This is a genomic window from Nonomuraea sp. NPDC049725, assembly GCF_040674795.1.
In the GTDB taxonomy this organism is placed as follows: Bacteria; Actinomycetota; Actinomycetes; order Streptosporangiales; family Streptosporangiaceae; genus Nonomuraea; species Nonomuraea ceibae.
On record NZ_JBFANJ010000022.1, the window covers coordinates 1 to 16,397 of the forward strand.

Annotated in this window: 14 protein-coding genes; 4 read left to right on the forward strand and 10 right to left on the reverse strand. The window is 72.9% G+C overall.

The genetic code is table 11. The features are described from left to right. Positions 1 to 90: 90 nt before the first annotated feature. Genes AB0J53_RS39155 through AB0J53_RS39170 form a run of 4 tightly spaced genes read right to left on the reverse strand, consistent with a single transcriptional unit; the run spans position 91 to position 4,827 of the window. Positions 91 to 1,425 carry a hypothetical protein gene (locus tag AB0J53_RS39155; RefSeq protein WP_364181883.1) on the reverse strand — a complete coding sequence of 445 codons (1,335 nt, stop codon included), beginning with the start codon at positions 1,423 to 1,425 and terminating at the stop codon, positions 91 to 93. Between the two features lie 44 nt (positions 1,426 to 1,469). Beyond that, positions 1,470 to 2,339: an adenosine kinase gene (locus AB0J53_RS39160; RefSeq protein WP_364181885.1), complete on the reverse strand. Its 870-nt coding sequence runs from the start codon at positions 2,337 to 2,339 to the stop codon at positions 1,470 to 1,472. Continuing rightward, positions 2,336 to 3,361 (reverse strand): LacI family DNA-binding transcriptional regulator, encoded by a 1,026-nt coding sequence (locus AB0J53_RS39165; RefSeq protein ID WP_219517393.1) that lies wholly within the window; start codon positions 3,359 to 3,361, stop codon positions 2,336 to 2,338. Before AB0J53_RS39165 ends, AB0J53_RS39160 begins: the two co-directional genes overlap by 4 nt. A gap of 5 nt (positions 3,362 to 3,366) precedes the next feature. Next, the gene (locus AB0J53_RS39170) at positions 3,367 to 4,827 is read right to left on the reverse strand and encodes a glycoside hydrolase family 13 protein (protein ID WP_364181890.1); all 1,461 of its coding nucleotides are present in this window, start codon (positions 4,825 to 4,827) and stop codon (positions 3,367 to 3,369) included. 230 nt (positions 4,828 to 5,057) lie between these two features. On the opposite strand from AB0J53_RS39170, the gene AB0J53_RS39175 reads away from it, so the two are divergent. Further along, positions 5,058 to 6,344: an ATP-binding cassette domain-containing protein gene (locus tag AB0J53_RS39175; RefSeq protein WP_219517397.1), complete on the forward strand. Its 1,287-nt coding sequence runs from the start codon at positions 5,058 to 5,060 to the stop codon at positions 6,342 to 6,344. Positions 6,345 to 6,357: 13 nt separating this feature from the next. Here the strand turns inward: AB0J53_RS39175 and AB0J53_RS39180 are convergent, their stop codons facing one another. Next, positions 6,358 to 7,578: a hypothetical protein gene (locus AB0J53_RS39180; protein ID WP_364181893.1), complete on the reverse strand. Its 1,221-nt coding sequence runs from the start codon at positions 7,576 to 7,578 to the stop codon at positions 6,358 to 6,360. A 120-nt stretch (positions 7,579 to 7,698) separates the two neighbouring features. Between AB0J53_RS39180 and AB0J53_RS39185 the strand changes: the two genes are divergently transcribed. Next, positions 7,699 to 8,196, forward strand: a complete 498-nt coding sequence (locus AB0J53_RS39185) for a hypothetical protein (RefSeq protein ID WP_364181896.1) — start codon at positions 7,699 to 7,701, stop codon at positions 8,194 to 8,196. Here the strand turns inward: AB0J53_RS39185 and AB0J53_RS39190 are convergent. From AB0J53_RS39190 to AB0J53_RS39210, 5 genes are all read right to left on the reverse strand, one after another. Then, positions 8,111 to 9,310 carry an acyltransferase gene (locus AB0J53_RS39190; protein WP_219509431.1) on the reverse strand — a complete coding sequence of 400 codons (1,200 nt, stop codon included), beginning with the start codon at positions 9,308 to 9,310 and terminating at the stop codon, positions 8,111 to 8,113. The two genes, AB0J53_RS39185 and AB0J53_RS39190, sit on opposite strands and share 86 nt — an antisense overlap. Before the next feature lie 99 nt (positions 9,311 to 9,409). Beyond that, positions 9,410 to 10,570 (reverse strand): acyl-CoA dehydrogenase family protein, encoded by a 1,161-nt coding sequence (locus AB0J53_RS39195; RefSeq protein ID WP_364181900.1) that lies wholly within the window; start codon positions 10,568 to 10,570, stop codon positions 9,410 to 9,412. Positions 10,571 to 10,573: 3 nt separating this feature from the next. Beyond that, positions 10,574 to 11,092, reverse strand: a complete 519-nt coding sequence (locus AB0J53_RS39200) for a MaoC family dehydratase (protein WP_219509429.1) — start codon at positions 11,090 to 11,092, stop codon at positions 10,574 to 10,576. A gap of 39 nt (positions 11,093 to 11,131) precedes the next feature. Further along, the gene (locus AB0J53_RS39205; protein WP_219509428.1) at positions 11,132 to 11,734 is read right to left on the reverse strand and encodes an ACT domain-containing protein; all 603 of its coding nucleotides are present in this window, start codon (positions 11,732 to 11,734) and stop codon (positions 11,132 to 11,134) included. Positions 11,735 to 11,866: 132 nt separating this feature from the next. Next, complete coding sequence (locus AB0J53_RS39210) at positions 11,867 to 15,001, reverse strand: cytochrome P450 (protein WP_364181904.1); 3,135 nt, start codon at positions 14,999 to 15,001, stop codon at positions 11,867 to 11,869. 53 nt (positions 15,002 to 15,054) lie between these two features. On the opposite strand from AB0J53_RS39210, the gene AB0J53_RS39215 reads away from it, so the two are divergent. Together AB0J53_RS39215 and AB0J53_RS39220 are read left to right on the forward strand one after the other, a co-directional pair. Then, positions 15,055 to 15,606 (forward strand): TetR/AcrR family transcriptional regulator, encoded by a 552-nt coding sequence (locus AB0J53_RS39215; protein WP_364181907.1) that lies wholly within the window; start codon positions 15,055 to 15,057, stop codon positions 15,604 to 15,606. 259 nt (positions 15,607 to 15,865) lie between these two features. Further along, entirely contained in the window at positions 15,866 to 16,396 is a 531-nt protein-coding gene (locus AB0J53_RS39220) for a hypothetical protein (protein ID WP_219509425.1), read from the forward strand. The last annotated feature ends 1 nt before the right edge of the window (position 16,397 follow it).

The window sequence follows — 16,397 nt, forward strand, 5'->3', positions numbered from 1 at the left end:
CGCTACGACAAACGCGCCTACATCTTCCTCGGCACCGTCACCCTGGCCGCCCTGGTCATCTGGCTCCGAACCTGATCCAAGAAACAGCTCCTAGTCCGGGCGCCGCCGGCCCAGGTCGCCGAGGACCCGGAGGAAGAGCTTGCCGTGCGCGTGGTCGTCGGGCAGCCAGCCGGTCGCCTGCGTGATTCCCTCGGCGCGCAGGTCGGCGGCGATGCGCTGGGCGAGCAGCCCGGCGGTGAGCCGTCCCTGGCGGTGCGGGTCGACGGAGTAGTGGGTGAGCTTCCAGGTGTCCGGCGCCGGTTGCCGGAGCTGCAGCTCGACGGTGGCGAGGACTCGCTGGGCGGGTGCGGGACGATCGGGCGACCAGAGGTCCCCGAGGCCGTCCTCGTCCTGGGGGCCGCCGAGGCGCACGACCGGGCGGCCGTCTGGTCCGGCGACGGCGACGTAGCGGACGCGGTTGTCGGCGCAGGTCGTGAGCCTGCTGTGCGGGCGCGCGCAGGCCGGGTCCCAGTGGGCGGCGAACCACGTCAGCGAGGCGGCCAGGTCGGGGTGCGCTCCGGCCCACCGGTCGTCGAACAGGAACCACTGCCCGTACGTGTCGTTCCAGCCGGACAGGAACAGCTGCGCCAGGTGCTCGCCCACGTGGACGACGGTGCGCTCCCGATGCAGGGAGGGCGCCGGCGGGCGGGCGGCCGTCAGCCGGAGCGCGGCCTCGTGGGAGCCGGTGTGGCCGTCGGTCTCCGAGTCGAGGAAGTCGGGCCAGTCGTTGCAGCGCCGCAGCGCCGGGCCGATGCCGGTCTCCCCCGGCGCGACCATGGCGCGCAGCACCTCCAGCTCTCGCGGCCACGTGTCGCCGTCGGGGACGGCCTCGCGCAGTGCGGCGCCCAGCTCGGGAAGCCGCACGCCGGTCAGGGCATAGGGGCGATGCCGGCCGATGCTGTCGTGCTTGGCGACGCACTCCATGAAGATCGCGTACACGGTGCCGTCGCCGGGAGACAGCAGCCCCAGGTGGGTGACCGGGCAGGGCGGGTCGAACGGCGCGTCACCGGAACCGTCGGGCAGCGGCCCGTCGTGCACGGCGTACGCCCAGCGACGTGGCTCGGCCTCGGCCACGGCGTCGTCCAGCAGGTAGTAGGCCACCTCGTGGTCGAGGCCGTTGGCCAGGCCGCGCAGGCTGTGGTCGTCGACGTTGCACTGGTGGGAGTCGGACAGCCGGGACCTGGCGAGCGTGCGTAACCCGGCCATGTCCGCCGGGGGCGGGCCGCCCTCGCCCGGGATGTGGCCGAGCCCGTGCACGCCCAGGTCGTGGACGGCGTCCGGGGTGGCCCAGATGGAGCGGAACCAGTCGAGCACCGTCGGCTCAGGGAAGCGCCGCACCGACTTGCCGAGGACGCCTTCGCCCCACGAGCGGTAGATCAGGTACATGTCGTTCCCCTCCTGGCCGGTCTTCGGCGCGGCCGTACGGGCTTCTATGTTCGAGAGCGTTCGAGGAGGGTGGCTTCGGTGATGGGGGATTCGTGGGTGCCCGGGGTGGTGCAGGCGTGGGCGCCGGCGATGGCGCCGAGCCGGGCGCAGGTGTCGACGGGCAGGCCGCGCAGGGTGCCGTACAGGAAGCCGGAGACGAAGGCGTCGCCGGCGCCGTTGGTGTCGGCGACCGGGCCGGGCAGCGGGGCGGCGGGGAAGGCGCGCAGGTCGCCGTCGCGGGTGAGGACGAGGCAGCCGTCGGCGCCGCGGGTGCACACGACGGTGTGGGCGCGGCCCCTGGCGAGGATGGCGCGCATGGTGGCGGGCGGGTCGGGCAGCGCGGTGGCCGAGAGGAAGACCAGGTCGGAGCGGTGGGCGAAGTCCTCGTGGTAGGGGTTGACGCCGTCCCAGTCGTGCAGGTCGGTGGAGGTGGGGGTGCCGGCGAGGTCGGGGTAGACGTGGCGGCAGAAGTCGGTGATGGACACGTGGGCGTGGCGGGCGCGGACGCCGGTGTAAAGGTGGCGCGGCAGCCGTTCGCCGGGGGTGGCCTTGGGGTCGAACAGGGAGGTGCGGCGGCCGTCCGGGCCGACGAGCAGGACGCTGCGCCGGGTGCCGGCCTCGGCGCGGCCCCAGGCGCAGTCGACGCCGCGCAGCGCGTCGCGGACGAGCGCGCCTTGCGGGTCGTCGCCGATCAGGTCGGCGAAGGCGACGTCGAGGCCGAGCGCGGCGCAGCCGAGCGTCACGCCGGCGCCGGTGTTGCCGATCCGGTCGACGACGGGCGGCACGTGGTAGGTGTCGCGGTAGGGCAGCGGCAGCTCGGGCACGTAGACGGTGGAGTCGACGCCGGCGCCGCCGAGGACGAGGACGTCCTTCACCGGTTGACCAGGGGGCCGGAGCCGGTGGAGCCGCGTACGACGAGCTCGGGCTGGAACATCAGCTCGACGTGCTTGGCGGGGGCGCCGTTGACCTCTTCGAGCAGGGTCTGCACGGCGGCCTGGGCCATCGCCATGATGGGCTTGCGCACGGTGGTGAGCGGCGGGTCGGTGAAGGCGATCAGCGGCGAGTCGTCGAAGCCGACGACCGACACCTCCCCCGGCACCGACAGCCCTCTCTCGCGGCAGGCGCGGATCGCGCCGAGCGCCATGAGGTCGCTGGCGCAGACGATGCCGGTGCAGCCGAGCGTGAGGAGCTGGGCGCCGGCGGCCTGGCCGCCTTCGACGGAGAACAGCGAGTGCGTGATGAGCTCGTCGGCGGCGGAGGCGCCGAGGAGCTGGGCCATCGCCTGCCGGTAGCCCTCGATCTTGCGGATCACCGGCACGAACCGGCGCGGCCCGAGCGCGAGGCCGATCCGCTCGTGGCCGAGGTCGACCAGGTGCTGGACGGCCAGCCGGGCGGCCATGCGGTCGTCGGGCGAGATGAACGGCGCGGCGATGTGCTCGCTGTAGCCGTCGACGAGCACGATCGGCAGCCCCCGGTCGGTGAGGCGGGTGTAGCGGTCCATCCGGGCGGTGGTGTCGGCGTGCAGGCCGGAGACGAACACGATGCCGCTGACGCCCCGGTCGACCAGCAGCTCGGTGAACTCGTCCTCGGGCGCGCCGCCGGGCAGCTGGGTGCACAGCACCGGCGTGTAGCCGTGCTGGGTGAGGGCCTTCTCGATCGCCTGCGCGAACGCGGGGAAGATCGGGTTGTCCAGCTCGGGGGTGACCAGGCCGATCAGCCCGTTGCTGCGCTGGCGCAGGCGGGGCGGGCGTTCGTAGCCCATGAGGTCGAGCGCGGTCATGACGGCCTGCCGGGTGGCCGCGGAGACGCCGGGCTTGCCGTTGAGCACACGGCTGACCGTGGCCTCGCTCACCCCGGCCTGGGCGGCGATGTCGGCTAGGCGAGCGTGACCGTTCATGGCCGCTACTTTACTTTCCACCAGGCGGCCGAATCGGCGGCTCCGGGGACGTCCGAGGAGAGCAGCAGCTCGGCGCCGGGCGCGAGGTCGGCGGGTTCGCCGGTCAGGTTGACCGTGCACAGCAGGTCGCCGCGGGAGAAGACGAGCGTGCCCTCGGGCGAGTCGTGCCAGACGAGGTCGCCGGAGAAGGTGCGGCGCAGCCGGAGCGCCTGCCGGTAGAGCTCCAGCGTGGAGCGGTGGTCGCCGTCCTGGGCCTCGACGCTGAGCTCCGACCAGGCGGGCGGGACGGGCAGCCACGGGTCGCGCCAGCCGGAATCGCGCGTCCACGGCAGGGGCACGCGGCAGCCGTCGCGGCCGCTGTCGGGGTCGCGCAGCCGCTGCGGGTCGCGCTGCAGCTCCGCGGGCAGGTCGAGCACTTCGGGCAGGCCGAGCTCGTCGCCCTGGTAGACGTAGGCGGAGCCGGGCAGCGCGAGCGTGAGCAGGGCGGCGGCGCGGGCCCGGGCGAGGCTGCCGTAGCGGGTGACGTGCCGTTTGACGTCGTGGTTGGACAGCACCCAGGTGGAGGGCGCGCCGACGGAGCCGGCGGTGGCGAGCGAGGAGTCGATCACCTCGCGCAGCGCGGCGGCGTCCCAGGGCGCGAACAGGAAGTGGAAGTTGAACGCCTGGTGCAGCTCGTCCGGCCGCACGTACAGGGAGAGCCGTTCCGGCGTCGGCGCCCACGCCTCGGCGACGCCGATGCGCTCGCCGGGGTAGGAGTCGAGGACGCGCCGCCAGGCGCGGTGGATCTCGTGCACGCCGTCGTTGTCGAAGTACGGGACGACGTCGTTGCCGATGAGCCGGGTCTGCCCGGTGTGGCCGATGTCGGGCAGGCCGGCGGGCTTGACCATGCCGTGCGCCACGTCGACGCGGAAGCCGTCGACGCCCAGGTCGAGCCAGAAGCGCAGGATCGACTCGAACTCGGCGCGCACCTCGGGGTGCTCCCAGTTGAGGTCGGGCTGGGAGGAGTCGAACAGGTGCAGGTACCACTGCCCGTCGTCCACCTGGGTCCAGGCGGGGCCGCCGAAGATCGACTCCCAGTCGTTGGGGGCGTCGCGGAAGATGTAGCGGTCGCGGTTGTGGCCGCGCAGCGCCTCCTGGAACCAGGGGTGGGCCGAGGAGGTGTGGTTCGGCACGATGTCCACGATGATCCGCAGGCCGTGCCCGTGCGCCTCGTCGATGAGCGCCTTGGCGTCGGCCAGTGTCCCGAACAGCGGGTCGACGTCGCGGTAGTCGGCGACGTCGTAGCCGAAATCGGCCATGGGCGAGGTGTAGAAAGGGGTCAGCCAGATCGCGTCGACGCCGAGCCCGGCGAGGTAGGGCAGGCGATCGCGTACGCCTATCAGGTCGCCGACGCCGTCTCCGTCGCCATCGGCGAAGCTGCGCACGTACACCTGGTAGATCACGGCGTCACGCCACCACGCGGTCATGGTTTACCCCCCGTAAGTTCTCGACCATTGAAAGGCTTGCGGCAAGTTTTCGCAAGCCCTTCCAGGACCGCGCATCCGGAAATATAGGTGTTCGGATGCACAAAACCCCCGTCCGAAACCCCCGCGAGCGAGATCTTTTATGTCAAGGGTGGACACGCGGCGTTAAGGCACGATGTACTACCTCTTCAATCAGCCCCGTCACAGGTGACACGTGCGCAAGGTGTGGGCCCATGAGCTCGGTCGTTCTCGACAAAGTGACCAAGGTGTATCCGGGTGACCACCTCGCGGTCGATCGCCTGAGCCTCAAGGCTGAGGACGGCGAGTTCCTCGTCCTCCTCGGCCCGTCAGGCTGCGGCAAGTCCACCCTGCTCCGCATGATCGCAGGACTGGAGGAGATCACCGACGGCGAGCTGTGGCTCGACGGCCAGATGGCCAACCACCTGGCGCCGCGCGACCGCGACGTCGCCATGGTGTTCCAGAACGGCGCCCTCTACCCGCACCGCACCGTGCGCGGGAACATCGCCTTCCCCCTGGAGATCGCCAAGTCGGACCCCGCGATGGTCCGCGAGCGCGTCACCGAGCTGTCCAAGGCGCTGCACATCGACGAGACCCTGGAGCGCCGCCCCGGCACGCTGTCCGGCGGCCAGCGCCAGCGCGTCGCCATGGGCCGGGCGATCGTCCGCCAGCCCAAGCTGTTCCTCATGGACGAGCCGCTGTCCAACCTGGACGCCGGCATGCGCACCGAACTGCGCATGGAGATCTCCGCCCTGGTCAGATCGCTCGGCGTCACCACCATCTACGTGACGCACGACCAGGTCGAGGCGCTCACCCTGGCCGACCGGATCGCCATCCTGAACCGCGGCGTCCTCCAGGACGTCGGCACTCCGGCCCAGATTTACAACGATCCAGCAACGGCGTTCGTGGCGGCGTTCCTCAACTCGCAGCAGCTGAACCTGCTGGCAGCGACGGTGCGCACGCCGCAGAACCAGTACGTGCTGCTCGACTTCGGGCCGCACCGGCTGACGATCCCGTGGAGCGATCCGCGCGCGTACGCCATCTCGCAGTACACCGGCGGGCAGGTGCTGGTCGGCATGCGGCCCGATGGGCTGGCGCCGGTGCCCGAGTCGTACGACGGGCCGTCGTTCTTCGGGCGGGTGCGGGCGCTGGAGTATCACGGGCACGAATGGCTCGCCTACATCGAGTGCGGCGTGCCCGCGGTGCCCGTGCCAGAGCCCCCGGACCGCACCGCGCTGCGCAACGGCCAGCGCAGCGGCTCCGGCGGCATCGCCGGGCTCGTCCGCCGCCTGCTGCCCAACCGCGGCGAGCCGGAGCAGCAGGAGCAGGAGCAGGTCGGGCAGCACCCGGGCAGCGGCATCCACCGCCGCGCCGACCTCATCGTCCGCCTCGGCAACCGGCCCGTCTGGCGTGCGGGCGACGCCGCGAAGGTCGGCGTGGACCCCAACCGCCTGATGCTCTTCACGACCGACGGCGCCCGCATCGACAAGCCGCGCCGCTGACCCGTCCCTCCGCTCAGGAGGCCGGGGCCCAGCGGGGGCCGTCCGGGGTGTCCTCGACCTGGACGCCGCCCGCCAGCAGAGCGGCGCGCAGCGCGTCCGCCACCTCGTAGCCGCCCTGCCCGCCCTGCCCGCCCTGCCCGCCCTGGCCGCGCAGCGTGGTGCGCAGCGCCAGCAGCGGCTCCACGAGCGCGCGGACGCCGGCCGTGGCGGCCAGCTCGCCGAGCCGGGCGATGAGCAGCCGCATCAGCTCCCTCGCCTGCTCGACGCCGCCCGCGTCCTCCTCCGTGTCGGCCGCCCACCTGACGATCTCCGCCTCCAGCGCGAGCACCGCGCGGGCCGCCGCGGGCGCGTCACCCGCGGCGGCGGCCCGCTCGAAGTCCCGCTCGCACGCGCGGGCGCTCTCCTCCAGCGTCACCTCGGGCGCCGCCCGCCCGGCGGCCGGCCGCGCGGCGCGGGCCGGGGCGGCGGCGCCCCGCCGCCCCTCCGCGAGCCGCCGCAGCTCGTCCAGATCGGTACGCGTCCCCGCGGGCAGCTCGGTCACCGCCGCTCCGGCCCCCGCCGGGCGGCGGACGGTGACGACGCCCCGGCCCGCCACCTCGGCCGACTCGCTCTCCAGGTCGATGACGAGCGCGGTGTGCTCGTCGACGCCGAGCACGGCCGAGCCCGGCGGCAGCTCGCGTTCCATGCGCGACAGCCGCCGCTCGCCCAGGTAGCAGTAGCGGGTGTCGTGGGTGCCGCCCTCGGCGTTGTCGAAGTGCGGGATCACCACGGCCCGCAGCCCGAGCGCCGCCAGCAGGTCGAGCCCGTCGCGCCAGTGCGGGTCGGCGCCGACCTTGTAGATCTCGTACACGGGCACGGTGGCGAGCCCGGCGGTGCAGGCGGCGGCGGAGGCGAGCACGGTGACGCCGGCGCGGGCGCGGACGCGGGCGCGCAGGTCGGCGGCCACGCCGGAGCCGGTCCACCGGTCGAGCGCGTAGGTGGGGCTGCCGGGCCCGGAGAAGACCCAGGCGGCGCCGGTCACGTCGCCGGACACCTCGACGTCCAGGCCGACGCTGCGGGCGAAGTAGCCGCGCGCGCGGGCGGAGATGTCGGCGCGGTTCTCCTGGAAGGCGTACGGGGTGTCGAGCAGCACGGCCCGCGCGCCGGGCGGCAGCGCGCGGGCGGCGGCCCGGTGGACCTCCACCATGGTCGGGCTCGTCTCGCCCGATCCCATCAGCACCAGCGTCCCCGGCATGGCCCCCGCCTCTCTCCGTCCCGTCCTCGACTACTGCCACGGGCGGGCCCGCTCGCGCAAGAGCGGGACACACATGCGAGATGGGCGTTCCTGCACAGGGATGGCAGTAGGCTGCCGGCGGTGACGGCAAGACACGTGGTCTCGGTCGAGACGCTCCTGCTGCGGGCGGGCGACGGCTGGTCCTATCGGCGCGTGGTGGTCTCCCCCGGCCCTGGTGAGAGCCCCGACGAGGCGGCCCGCCGGGCGGCCGGGGTGGAGCAGGGCACGGACGAGGTGGTGGTGCACTCGACGAGCTGGCGCCACCGGCCGGGCGAGATCGTGCTGACCTACGCGGTGTGTCCCGATCCGGAGCCGTGGCTGCCCGCCGACGGGCGGCCGGCGGCGGAGCCGGCCCGGGGCGCGGCGCCCGCGACGCCGTCGCCGGAGCGGGTGGAGGTGGCGCAGGTGGCGGCGCACGCGATCCGGCACCTGGCGTTCCTCATGGCGGAGGACCCGGTGGTGCGCGAGGCGCTGTCCCGCCACCCGGAGGTCGCTATCGCGCTGTCGCCCAGCGCCGGGACAGGCGGCGGCCGAGCTCCTGCATGGGCCGTTCCACCCAGCGGTACGTCAGCGCGCTGACGGCCACGATCAGCGCCGTGACCAGCACGGTCGCGGTGAGCTGGACCGGCAGCGAGGCGGCGCGCAGGTCACCGGCGACCGCGCTGACGTACTTGAGCACCGGGTGGTGCACGAGGTAGAGCGAGTAGCTGATCAGGCCGAGCCAGGTGAGCGCCTTCGGCAGCCGTCTGCCGCGCAGCGCCATGGCGCCGCCGAACACCGCGGCCGACAGCGCGATCGTGGTCACCCACACGTCGGGCTGGACCCACCACCAGCCGTTCTGGACGGCCCAGAAGGGCGAGACGGCGACGAGCGCGGTGGTGAGGGCGACGGGCCAGAGGCTGCCCTGGCCGCGTTCCCACCGGTGGACGGCGGTGCCGGCGAACATGAGCGCCACGATGGCCGCGCCCAGCCACGGCACCCGGCTGTTGAGGACCAGCAGGACGAGCGCCATCACGCCCATGCTCAGCGCCGCCGCCCTGCGGAACCGGCCGCCGATCACGCAGGCGAGCCCGGCGACGAACACCGCGCAGGACGCGTACGCCACCCAGGCGCCGCCGAACAGGGCGCGGCTCATCACCAGCCCGGTCACCACGCCGGTGGCGGCGAACAGGACCGACAGCAGCGCGCTGCGCTCGTGCAGCCTCAGCAGGAACAGCGCGGTGACGAGCAGGTAGAACACCATCTCGTACGAGAGCGTCCACATGGTGTCGGCGAGCCCGCCCACGCCCACGACGTCGAGCAGCATGGTGGCGTGCCCGGCGACGGACCCGCCGTCGCGCGGCACGGCCTCGCGGACCGGCACCCACCAGGCCAGGGCGAGCACCAGGACGGAGACGGCCAGGTAGAGCGGGTAGAGGCGGAAGACGCGGCTCAGCCAGAAGGCCCGCACGTCGCCGTGCCGCTCCAGGGATGCCGGGATGATGTAGCCGCTGACCAGGAAGAACACGAAGATGCCGAAGACCCCGAAGCTGAACCAGTAGGGCCGTGCCGACGGCAGGTACCACGGCAGCATGTGCTCGGCCACCACGGCCAGGGCGCCGATTCCGCGGAGCGCGTCGAGCCAGGCGAGCCTGGAGTGGGAGCCGGCGGAATCGGACGCGGTGCCGCTGGATGCGGCTGGGGCGATCGACACCCGGCCAAACCTACCCTGACTTGCCCGGTCGATGCCGCTTGTTCCCTATGTGCGGACAAAGGACGGTAATGGTAGTCGTGCGCCCGATCTGAGATCCGGCTACCAGCCGATGCGCCCCTTCCCGGAGACGAGCGCCCGGGCGATGACCAGCCGCTGCACGTCGTTGGTGCCCTCGCCGATCGCCATCAGCGGCGCGTCCCGGTAGAGCCGCTCGACCACGTACTCCTGGGAGTAGCCGTAGCCGCCGTGGATGCGCATCGACTCCAGCGACGCCTTGAGCGCGACCTCGGAGGCGAAGTACTTGGCCATGCCCGCCTCCATGTCGATCCGCTGCCCGCTGTCGGCGCGGGAGGCGGCCCAGTAGGTGAGCAGCCGGGCGGCCTGGATCTCGGTGGCGAGGTCGGCGAGCTTGAGCTGGATGGCCTGGAAGTCGGCGATCGGCTGCCCGAACGCGGTGCGCTCGCGGGCGTAGCCGAGGGCGGCGTCGTAGGCGGCCTGGGCGACGCCGACGGCGCGGGCGGCGATGTTGACGCGGCCGATCTCCAGCGCGCCGAGTACCTGCTGCATGCCGCGCCCCTCGACGCCGCCGAGCAGCGCGCCCACGGGGACGCGGACGCCGTCGAGCGCCACCTCGCACGTCTCGGTGCCCTTGTAGCCGAGCTTGGGCAGGTCGCGGCTGACGGCGAAGCCCTCGGCCGACGGGTCGACGAGCAGCACGGACATGCCCTTGTGGGCGGGCTCGGTGATCGAGGTCTTGACGAGCACGGGCAGCGGGTCGGCGTGACGGGCGTTGGTGATCCACGTCTTGGTGCCGGTGACGACGTAGTGGTCGCCGTCACGGACCGCGCGGGTGCGGATGCCCTGCAGGTCGGTGCCGGCGCCGGGCTCGGTGAGCGCGATGCCGGTGCGGCGGGCGCCGGTGGCCAGCTCGGGCAGCAGGCGCTTCTGCTCGTCGGTGCCGTGGCGGGCGATCATCGAGCAGGCCATGGAGTGGGAGCCGATGGTGCCGGCCACGCCCATCCAGCCGCGCGCGATCTCCTCGAAGACGAGCGCGAAGGTGACCATGTCGGCGCCGAGCCCGCCGTGCTCCTCGGGCACCGACAGGCCGAACAGGCCCATCGTCTTCATCTTCTCGACGATCTCGGTGGGATATCGGCCGGAGTGCTCCCACTCGGTGGCGACCGGCACGATCTCCTTGTCGACGAAGGCGCGCAGCGTCTCGCGGAAGGCCCGCTGTTCGTCGGTCAGCTCGAAGTCCATCGCTCAGCCTTCCAGAGGGCCGGTCTTGGCCTGGGGGAAATAGCCCTTGTCGTGCGGGGCGTCGCGTTTGTAGACCATGACCGTGCGGGTCCACGACATGATCTCGTCGCCGTCCTGGTTGAGGCCGCGGGTGCGGCAGGTGACGATCCCGGCGTACGGCCGCGACTTCGACTCGCGCTTGGCCGTGACCAGGGACTCGGCGTAGAGGGTGTCGCCGATGAACACCGGGTGGGTGAGGCGGATCTCCTCCCAGCCGAGGTTCATCAGCGCGGTCTGGCTGACGTCCATGACCGACAGGCCGAGCACGATGGCGACGGTCAGCCCCGAGTTCACGATGATCTTCCCGGCCGGGGCCTTCGCGGCGAAGTGCGCGTTGAAGTGGTTCTGGTTGGTGTTCATCGTGAGCAGCGTGAACCAGGTGTTGTCGGCCTCGCTGATGGTGCGGCCCAGCGGGTGCTGGTAGACGTCGCCGATCACGAAGTCCTCGTAGTGACGGCCGATGCGCGCTTCGTGGACGGTCATCCGGCCACGTTAGTCATCGTCCGTTTCGCCGGTCAACGATCACTTACGCGCGGCCAGCGCCGACACCACGTCCACGATCCGCACGGCCCGCTCCAGCTCGGCGCGGTGGAACACCGGCCCGTCGGCGCGCGCGACCAGCAGGTGCAGGTTCTGCGTGGTCACCGGCAGCAGCATCAGCCGCAGCTTCTCGGTGTCGAGGCAGGCGGCCCGCGGCGGCGGTTCCGGCAGGTCGACGTAGTCGGGCGCGGCCAGCGAGGCGTGCCGCACCGCGCCGTCGGCGTAGGCGACCGACCACTCGGCACCGCACAGCCCCGGCAGCGCGTCGACGAGCGTCGCCAGCCCGCGCCCCGGCTCGGCGGCGACGTGCATGAGCAGGTCGTAGTCGGGCGCGGAGCCGGGCGCCTCGCGCGTCGGCCACACGCCCTCGATCCGCACGCCCGGCACGTCGGTGAACCGCTGGCGCACCTCCTGCGGGCTCGCCGCGCCGGGCCAGGAGACGGTGAAGTCGTCCACGGCCCGGCCCTTCTCCCGTTCCAGCACGGTGACCTGCAGGATGTCGGCGCCGAGCGTCCCGAGCACCTTGGCGACCTGCCCGAGGCCACCGGGCCGGTCCGGCAGCGACACCCTCAGTCTCAGCAGCATTGCCGCCCTCCCTTCCCGAGGCTTCTCACAGTGCCGTGGACAGGTTTCCGGAAGGTTCCACGGATATGTCGCACATGATGCGCGAATCGCCCCCCTGCCCTCTTCCCTCGCGGGAGGCACCTCATACCGGCGTCAGGCGAAGACGTCCTGCTGGTAGCGGCCGGATTCCTCCAGCCCGGCCAGCCAGGTCTCCGCCTCGCCCGCGCCGCCGCCGGTGCGCTCGCGGTACAGGGCGGACAGGGCGGCCCGGACGGCGGGCGCCATCCGCAGCCCGTCGCCGCACACGTACACGTACGCGCCCCGTTCGAGCAGGTCCCACACGGCATCGCCCGCGGCGGCGAGCGCGTCCTGGACGTAGCGGTGCGGGTGGCCGGGCACGGCCGAGAACGCGGTGTGCACGCGCACGCCGCCCTGCCGGGCCCACGCCTCCACCTCGTCGCGGTAGAGCCAGTCGTGCTCGGGGTGGCGGCAGCCGGTGAACACCTCGGCGGGGCCGGTGGCGCCGGTCAGCGCCCGGTGCTCCAGGAAGCCGCGCAGCGGGGCGAACCCGGTGCCGGGGCCCACCATGATCACCGGGGTCGCGGGGTCCTCCGGCAGCCGGAACGGCGGCGCGGGCTCGCGCACGTAGCCGTAGAAGACCTCGCCCTCGCCGAGGCCGGCCAGGTAGGCCGAGCACATGCCCCGGTACTCGCCGCTGCCGGACCAGGCCGGGCCCTCCACCAGGCCGACGGTGATCCGGACCAGGCCGGGGGCGGCCAGCGGCGAGGAGGAGATCGAGTAGTAGCGCGGCTTGATCGGCCCGGCCATCTCCAGGAAGGCGGGCAGCGGCAGCTCGATCGCCGGGAACCGCTCCAGCAGCGCAAGCGGCGAGACCCGCTTGGCCAGGATCTCGTCGGCGTACGCGTCGGTCAGGGCGGCGAGCTGGCCCTTGGTCCACGGGCAGCCGGTGTGGGCGGCCAGCGCCTCCAGGTCGGCGCGGGTGGCGACCTCCTGCAGCTCGGCGAACTCGGTGAGCAGCAGCCCGGCGGTCACCGGCGTGTCCAGCGGCAGGTGGCTGGAGGTGCGGGCGCGCAGCCGGACGACCTGCTCGCGGGGCACGCGCAGCAGCCGCAGCGCCCACTCCACCAGCTCGGGGTCGTTCTTGGCGAAGACGGCCAGGTGGTCGCCCGCGGTGTAGGTGACGCCCTCGGGCAGCCGGGCGACGATCGAGCGGACGCCGGGGCGCGGCGCCTCCCGGGAGAAGTCCCACAGCCCGGCCGGGTCGCCCGTCAGCTCCTCGTTGGACACGACGGTCAGCGGCACGGCGCGGGCGGAGACGACGGCGGGCCTGACCTCGGCCTCGCTCAGCACCTCCAGCTCGTAGCGGGGGCCGGCGTCGGCGGCCGAGGCGCTGTAGACGTCGGCGACGGCCGCCCACAGCGTGCCGGTCCAGGCGGTGACGTCGCCGTCGAGGTCGCCGTCGGCGTCCGCCTCGCCCCGCTCGACCAGCGGCTCCGCGCCCGCCGCCGTGAGCTTGGCGTACGCGCGGCGCGGGAAGTCCTGGTAGGTGGGCCACTGGGTGTTGCCGACGCCGAGCACCGCGAGCCGCACGCCGGTCAGCGGCGGCAGGCTCTCCAGCGCGTCGAAGCGCTGGGCGTTGTCGGGCGCCTTGCCGTTGTAGGAGGAGGCGACCACGACGAGCAGCCCGCCCTCGGGCGGCTCCAGCTCGTCGAGCGTGACGAGCGTGGTGGCGAAGCCGGCCCGGCCGGCCCGCTCGGCCAGCCGCTCGGCGATGTCGGCGCAGGTGCCGAGGTTGGAGCCGTAGGCGACGGTGAGGGGGACGCCGCTCACCGTGACGTCCTGCCGCTCCTCGCCGCGCATGTCTCCGTGCTCGGCCTGCTGGTCGGGCACGGCGACGCTGCGCTCGTGCGGCCGGCGCTCGCGCACCCGCACGGTGAAGCCGTCGGGCTTGACGGTGAGCGTCTGCTTGATCCGCATCCGGTAGACGGCCGGGTCGGACACGGCGAAGCGGCGCAGGATCATGGCCAGGGCGAGCCGGGCCTCGGTGAGCGCGAACTGGCGGCCGATGCAGGCACGCTCGCCGTTGCCGAACGGCTTGTAGGCGGCCGGGTGGTGGCTCTTCCTGCCCTCGGGCAGCCAGCGGTCGATGTCGAACTCCTCGGGCCGCTCCCACGCCTTGGGGCTGCGGTGCAGCGGGCCCAGCAGGACGCCGATCCGGGTGCCCGCCGGGATGGGGTGGCCGCCGATCGTGGTGTCGGCGACGGCGTTGACGCCGAAGGCCGGGATGGGCGACCACAGCCGCAGCGTCTCGTCGAGGATGCGCGGGATCACGTCCAGCTTCATGATCGTCTCGTACGTGGGCGGCTCGTCGCCCGGCAGCAGCCTGTCGACCTCGTCGTAGGCGCGGGCGAGCACGTGCGGCTCGCGCAGCAGGTTGTACAGCGCGAAGGAGAGCAGGCCGCTGGTGGTCTCGTGGCCGGCGATGAGGAAGGTGAGCACCTGGTCGCGGATGTTGTCGTCGGGCAGGCGCTCGCCGGTGCGCGGGTCGGCGGCCTCCAGCATGAGGCCGAGCAGGTCCTGCGACTTCTCCGTGCCGCCCCGGCGCTGCTTGATCACCTCGTCGACGAGCTCGCGCATGACGGCGATGTCGCGCCGGTAGGCCTCCTCCTCGCGCCACTTGAGCCGCGTCAGGAGCGGGAGCTGCTGGTTGCGGTGCATGGCCTCGGTCAGCGCGCCGCCCATCGCCCGCAGGAAGGGGTGCAGCTCCGGGGTGTCGAAGGAGCCGAACCGGTAGCCGAAGCCGGTCAGCGAGATCGTGTCGAGCGTGAGCCGGGTCATGTCGTCGGCGACGGGCAGGTCCTCGCCCTGGCGGCGGGCCCACGAGGCGACGAGCTGCTCGGCGACCTCCAGCATCTGCGGGAAGTACGCCTTCATCGAGCGCTGGCTGAAGGCCGGCATGAGGATGCGGTGCGCCTGGCCCCACAGGGGCTCGTCCTGCTCGGCGGTGAACAGGCCGTCGCCGCCGAAGTCGCGCACGATCGACAGCGGCGGGTCGATCCGCTTGACGAACCTGCTCTCGTCGCACGCCTCGGCCACCAGGTCGGGGTCGTAGACGAACAGGACCTTCCGGCCGGCCAGGTCCACCTGGTAGAGCCCCTGGTCGTAGCGGCCGGCCAGCTCCTCGAAGTAGGCCGACGGCGAGTGTGAGGGGATCTGCAGCGCGTTGCCGAGGATCGGCAGGCCCTTGGGGGCCGGGATCTCCGTCATGAGCACTCCCAATGCTTGTTGCCATACACCGTATGGCTGCTACCATACACCGTATGGCTACCAGTGCGCGAAGGGGCGCTCCTCTGACCCTCGGCGAGATCCACGCCGCCGCCCTGCGCATGGTGGACGAGGGCGGCGTCGACGCCCTGTCGATGCGCAAGCTGGCCGCCGAGCTCGACGTGAACCCGATGTCGCTCTACCACCACGTGCCGAGCAAGGAAGCGCTCATCCAGCAGATCTGCGTCGGCATGGCCAACCGGCTGGAGCTGCCGCCCGACGACGGCACCCCGTGGCAGGAGCAGCTGCGCGCGCTGGCGCTGGCCTACCACGCGCTCGCCCGCGCCTACCCGGCCCTGTTCGCCTACGCCTACGCCCACCAGCAGCCGGGCATCACCCACGAGGGCGGCATCTGGGGCGTGCTGCACCGCATCCTGCGCGCGGCCGGCGTGCCGGGGCCCGACGTCGAGCGCACCGGCGACGTGCTGCACGCCTTCATGTCGGGGTTCGTGCTGGCCGAGACGAAGGGCCTGATCGCCGAGCCGGGCCCGGCGTTCGACACCGTCCTCGACCTGATCGTCCACGGGCTGGCCCACCGCCCGGCCTGACCCCCGGACTGACCTCTTGGGCGCTCTGGCTCAGGCGGGCCCCGGGCCGCTGAAAGATGAGGTCATTTTTCGGGCCAAGCATGTCGTTGGCGCGATCAGCCGCTCCTCACCGGTAAATAGGCAATCATGGAATCCGGCCGCGGCGGGCGGCCACCGGAAAGACGTGCTGAGAGCGCGGAGAGAGCGCGGTGTGGTGAGGCCCAGCAGAGCATGGCCCGGGTGGCTCCATGTCGGTGTCCTGGAACACCGCCTGACCCGGATGTGGGTGCCCGGCGCCTTCCCGCCGGCCGAGTCGCTGCTGGCCGTCATGACGCTGGCGGCGGTCCCCCGGCGGCTGGCGGGACGGCTGGCCGAGCACCTGAGCGGCGGCCTGGTCGTCGGCCCGGGAGCCGTTCCCGACCTGCCGGCCTTCGAGAAGCTGCGCGCGCTGCCGCTCCCCCAGCAGGAGGGCACGTGGGAGCGCAGCGCCGGCGTCTACGACCCGGCGCTGCGCCGCATCGCGGTCGGCAGCGTCCCCTCGCCCTCGGTGAACGTGTGCGGCCACGAGCTCGGTCACGCGCTGGACGACTCCGACGGGCGCCCGTCGGCGGAGCCGTGGTGGGTGGTGCTGCACGCGCTGCGCCGCGCCCACCTGGCCCCGCCGTACCGGGAGGACGTCTCGGAGCTGTTCGCCGAGAGCTTCGCCTGCGTGCTGACCCGCCGCACGTCGCGGCTGATCCACCTGCTGGGCGACGAGCGGGCCGCCCGGCAGGTCTACGCGTGGATGGCCGATCGCTACGGGATCGGCTGAG

Coding starts and splice junctions, on each gene's coding strand:
- AB0J53_RS39155 (WP_364181883.1), bottom strand. CDS start 1,425: ATGTACCTGATCTACCGCTCGTGGGGCGAAGGCGTCCTCGGCAAGTCG.
- AB0J53_RS39165 (WP_219517393.1), bottom strand. CDS start 3,361: ATGAACGGTCACGCTCGCCTAGCCGACATCGCCGCCCAGGCCGGGGTG.
- AB0J53_RS39170 (WP_364181890.1), bottom strand. CDS start 4,827: ATGACCGCGTGGTGGCGTGACGCCGTGATCTACCAGGTGTACGTGCGC.
- AB0J53_RS39175 (WP_219517397.1), top strand. CDS start 5,058: ATGAGCTCGGTCGTTCTCGACAAAGTGACCAAGGTGTATCCGGGTGAC.
- AB0J53_RS39180 (WP_364181893.1), bottom strand. CDS start 7,578: ATGCCGGGGACGCTGGTGCTGATGGGATCGGGCGAGACGAGCCCGACC.
- AB0J53_RS39195 (WP_364181900.1), bottom strand. CDS start 10,570: ATGGACTTCGAGCTGACCGACGAACAGCGGGCCTTCCGCGAGACGCTG.
- AB0J53_RS39200 (WP_219509429.1), bottom strand. CDS start 11,092: ATGACCGTCCACGAAGCGCGCATCGGCCGTCACTACGAGGACTTCGTG.
- AB0J53_RS39205 (WP_219509428.1), bottom strand. CDS start 11,734: ATGCTGCTGAGACTGAGGGTGTCGCTGCCGGACCGGCCCGGTGGCCTC.
- AB0J53_RS39210 (WP_364181904.1), bottom strand. CDS start 15,001: ATGACGGAGATCCCGGCCCCCAAGGGCCTGCCGATCCTCGGCAACGCG.
- AB0J53_RS39215 (WP_364181907.1), top strand. CDS start 15,055: ATGGCTACCAGTGCGCGAAGGGGCGCTCCTCTGACCCTCGGCGAGATC.
- AB0J53_RS39220 (WP_219509425.1), top strand. CDS start 15,866: ATGTGGGTGCCCGGCGCCTTCCCGCCGGCCGAGTCGCTGCTGGCCGTC.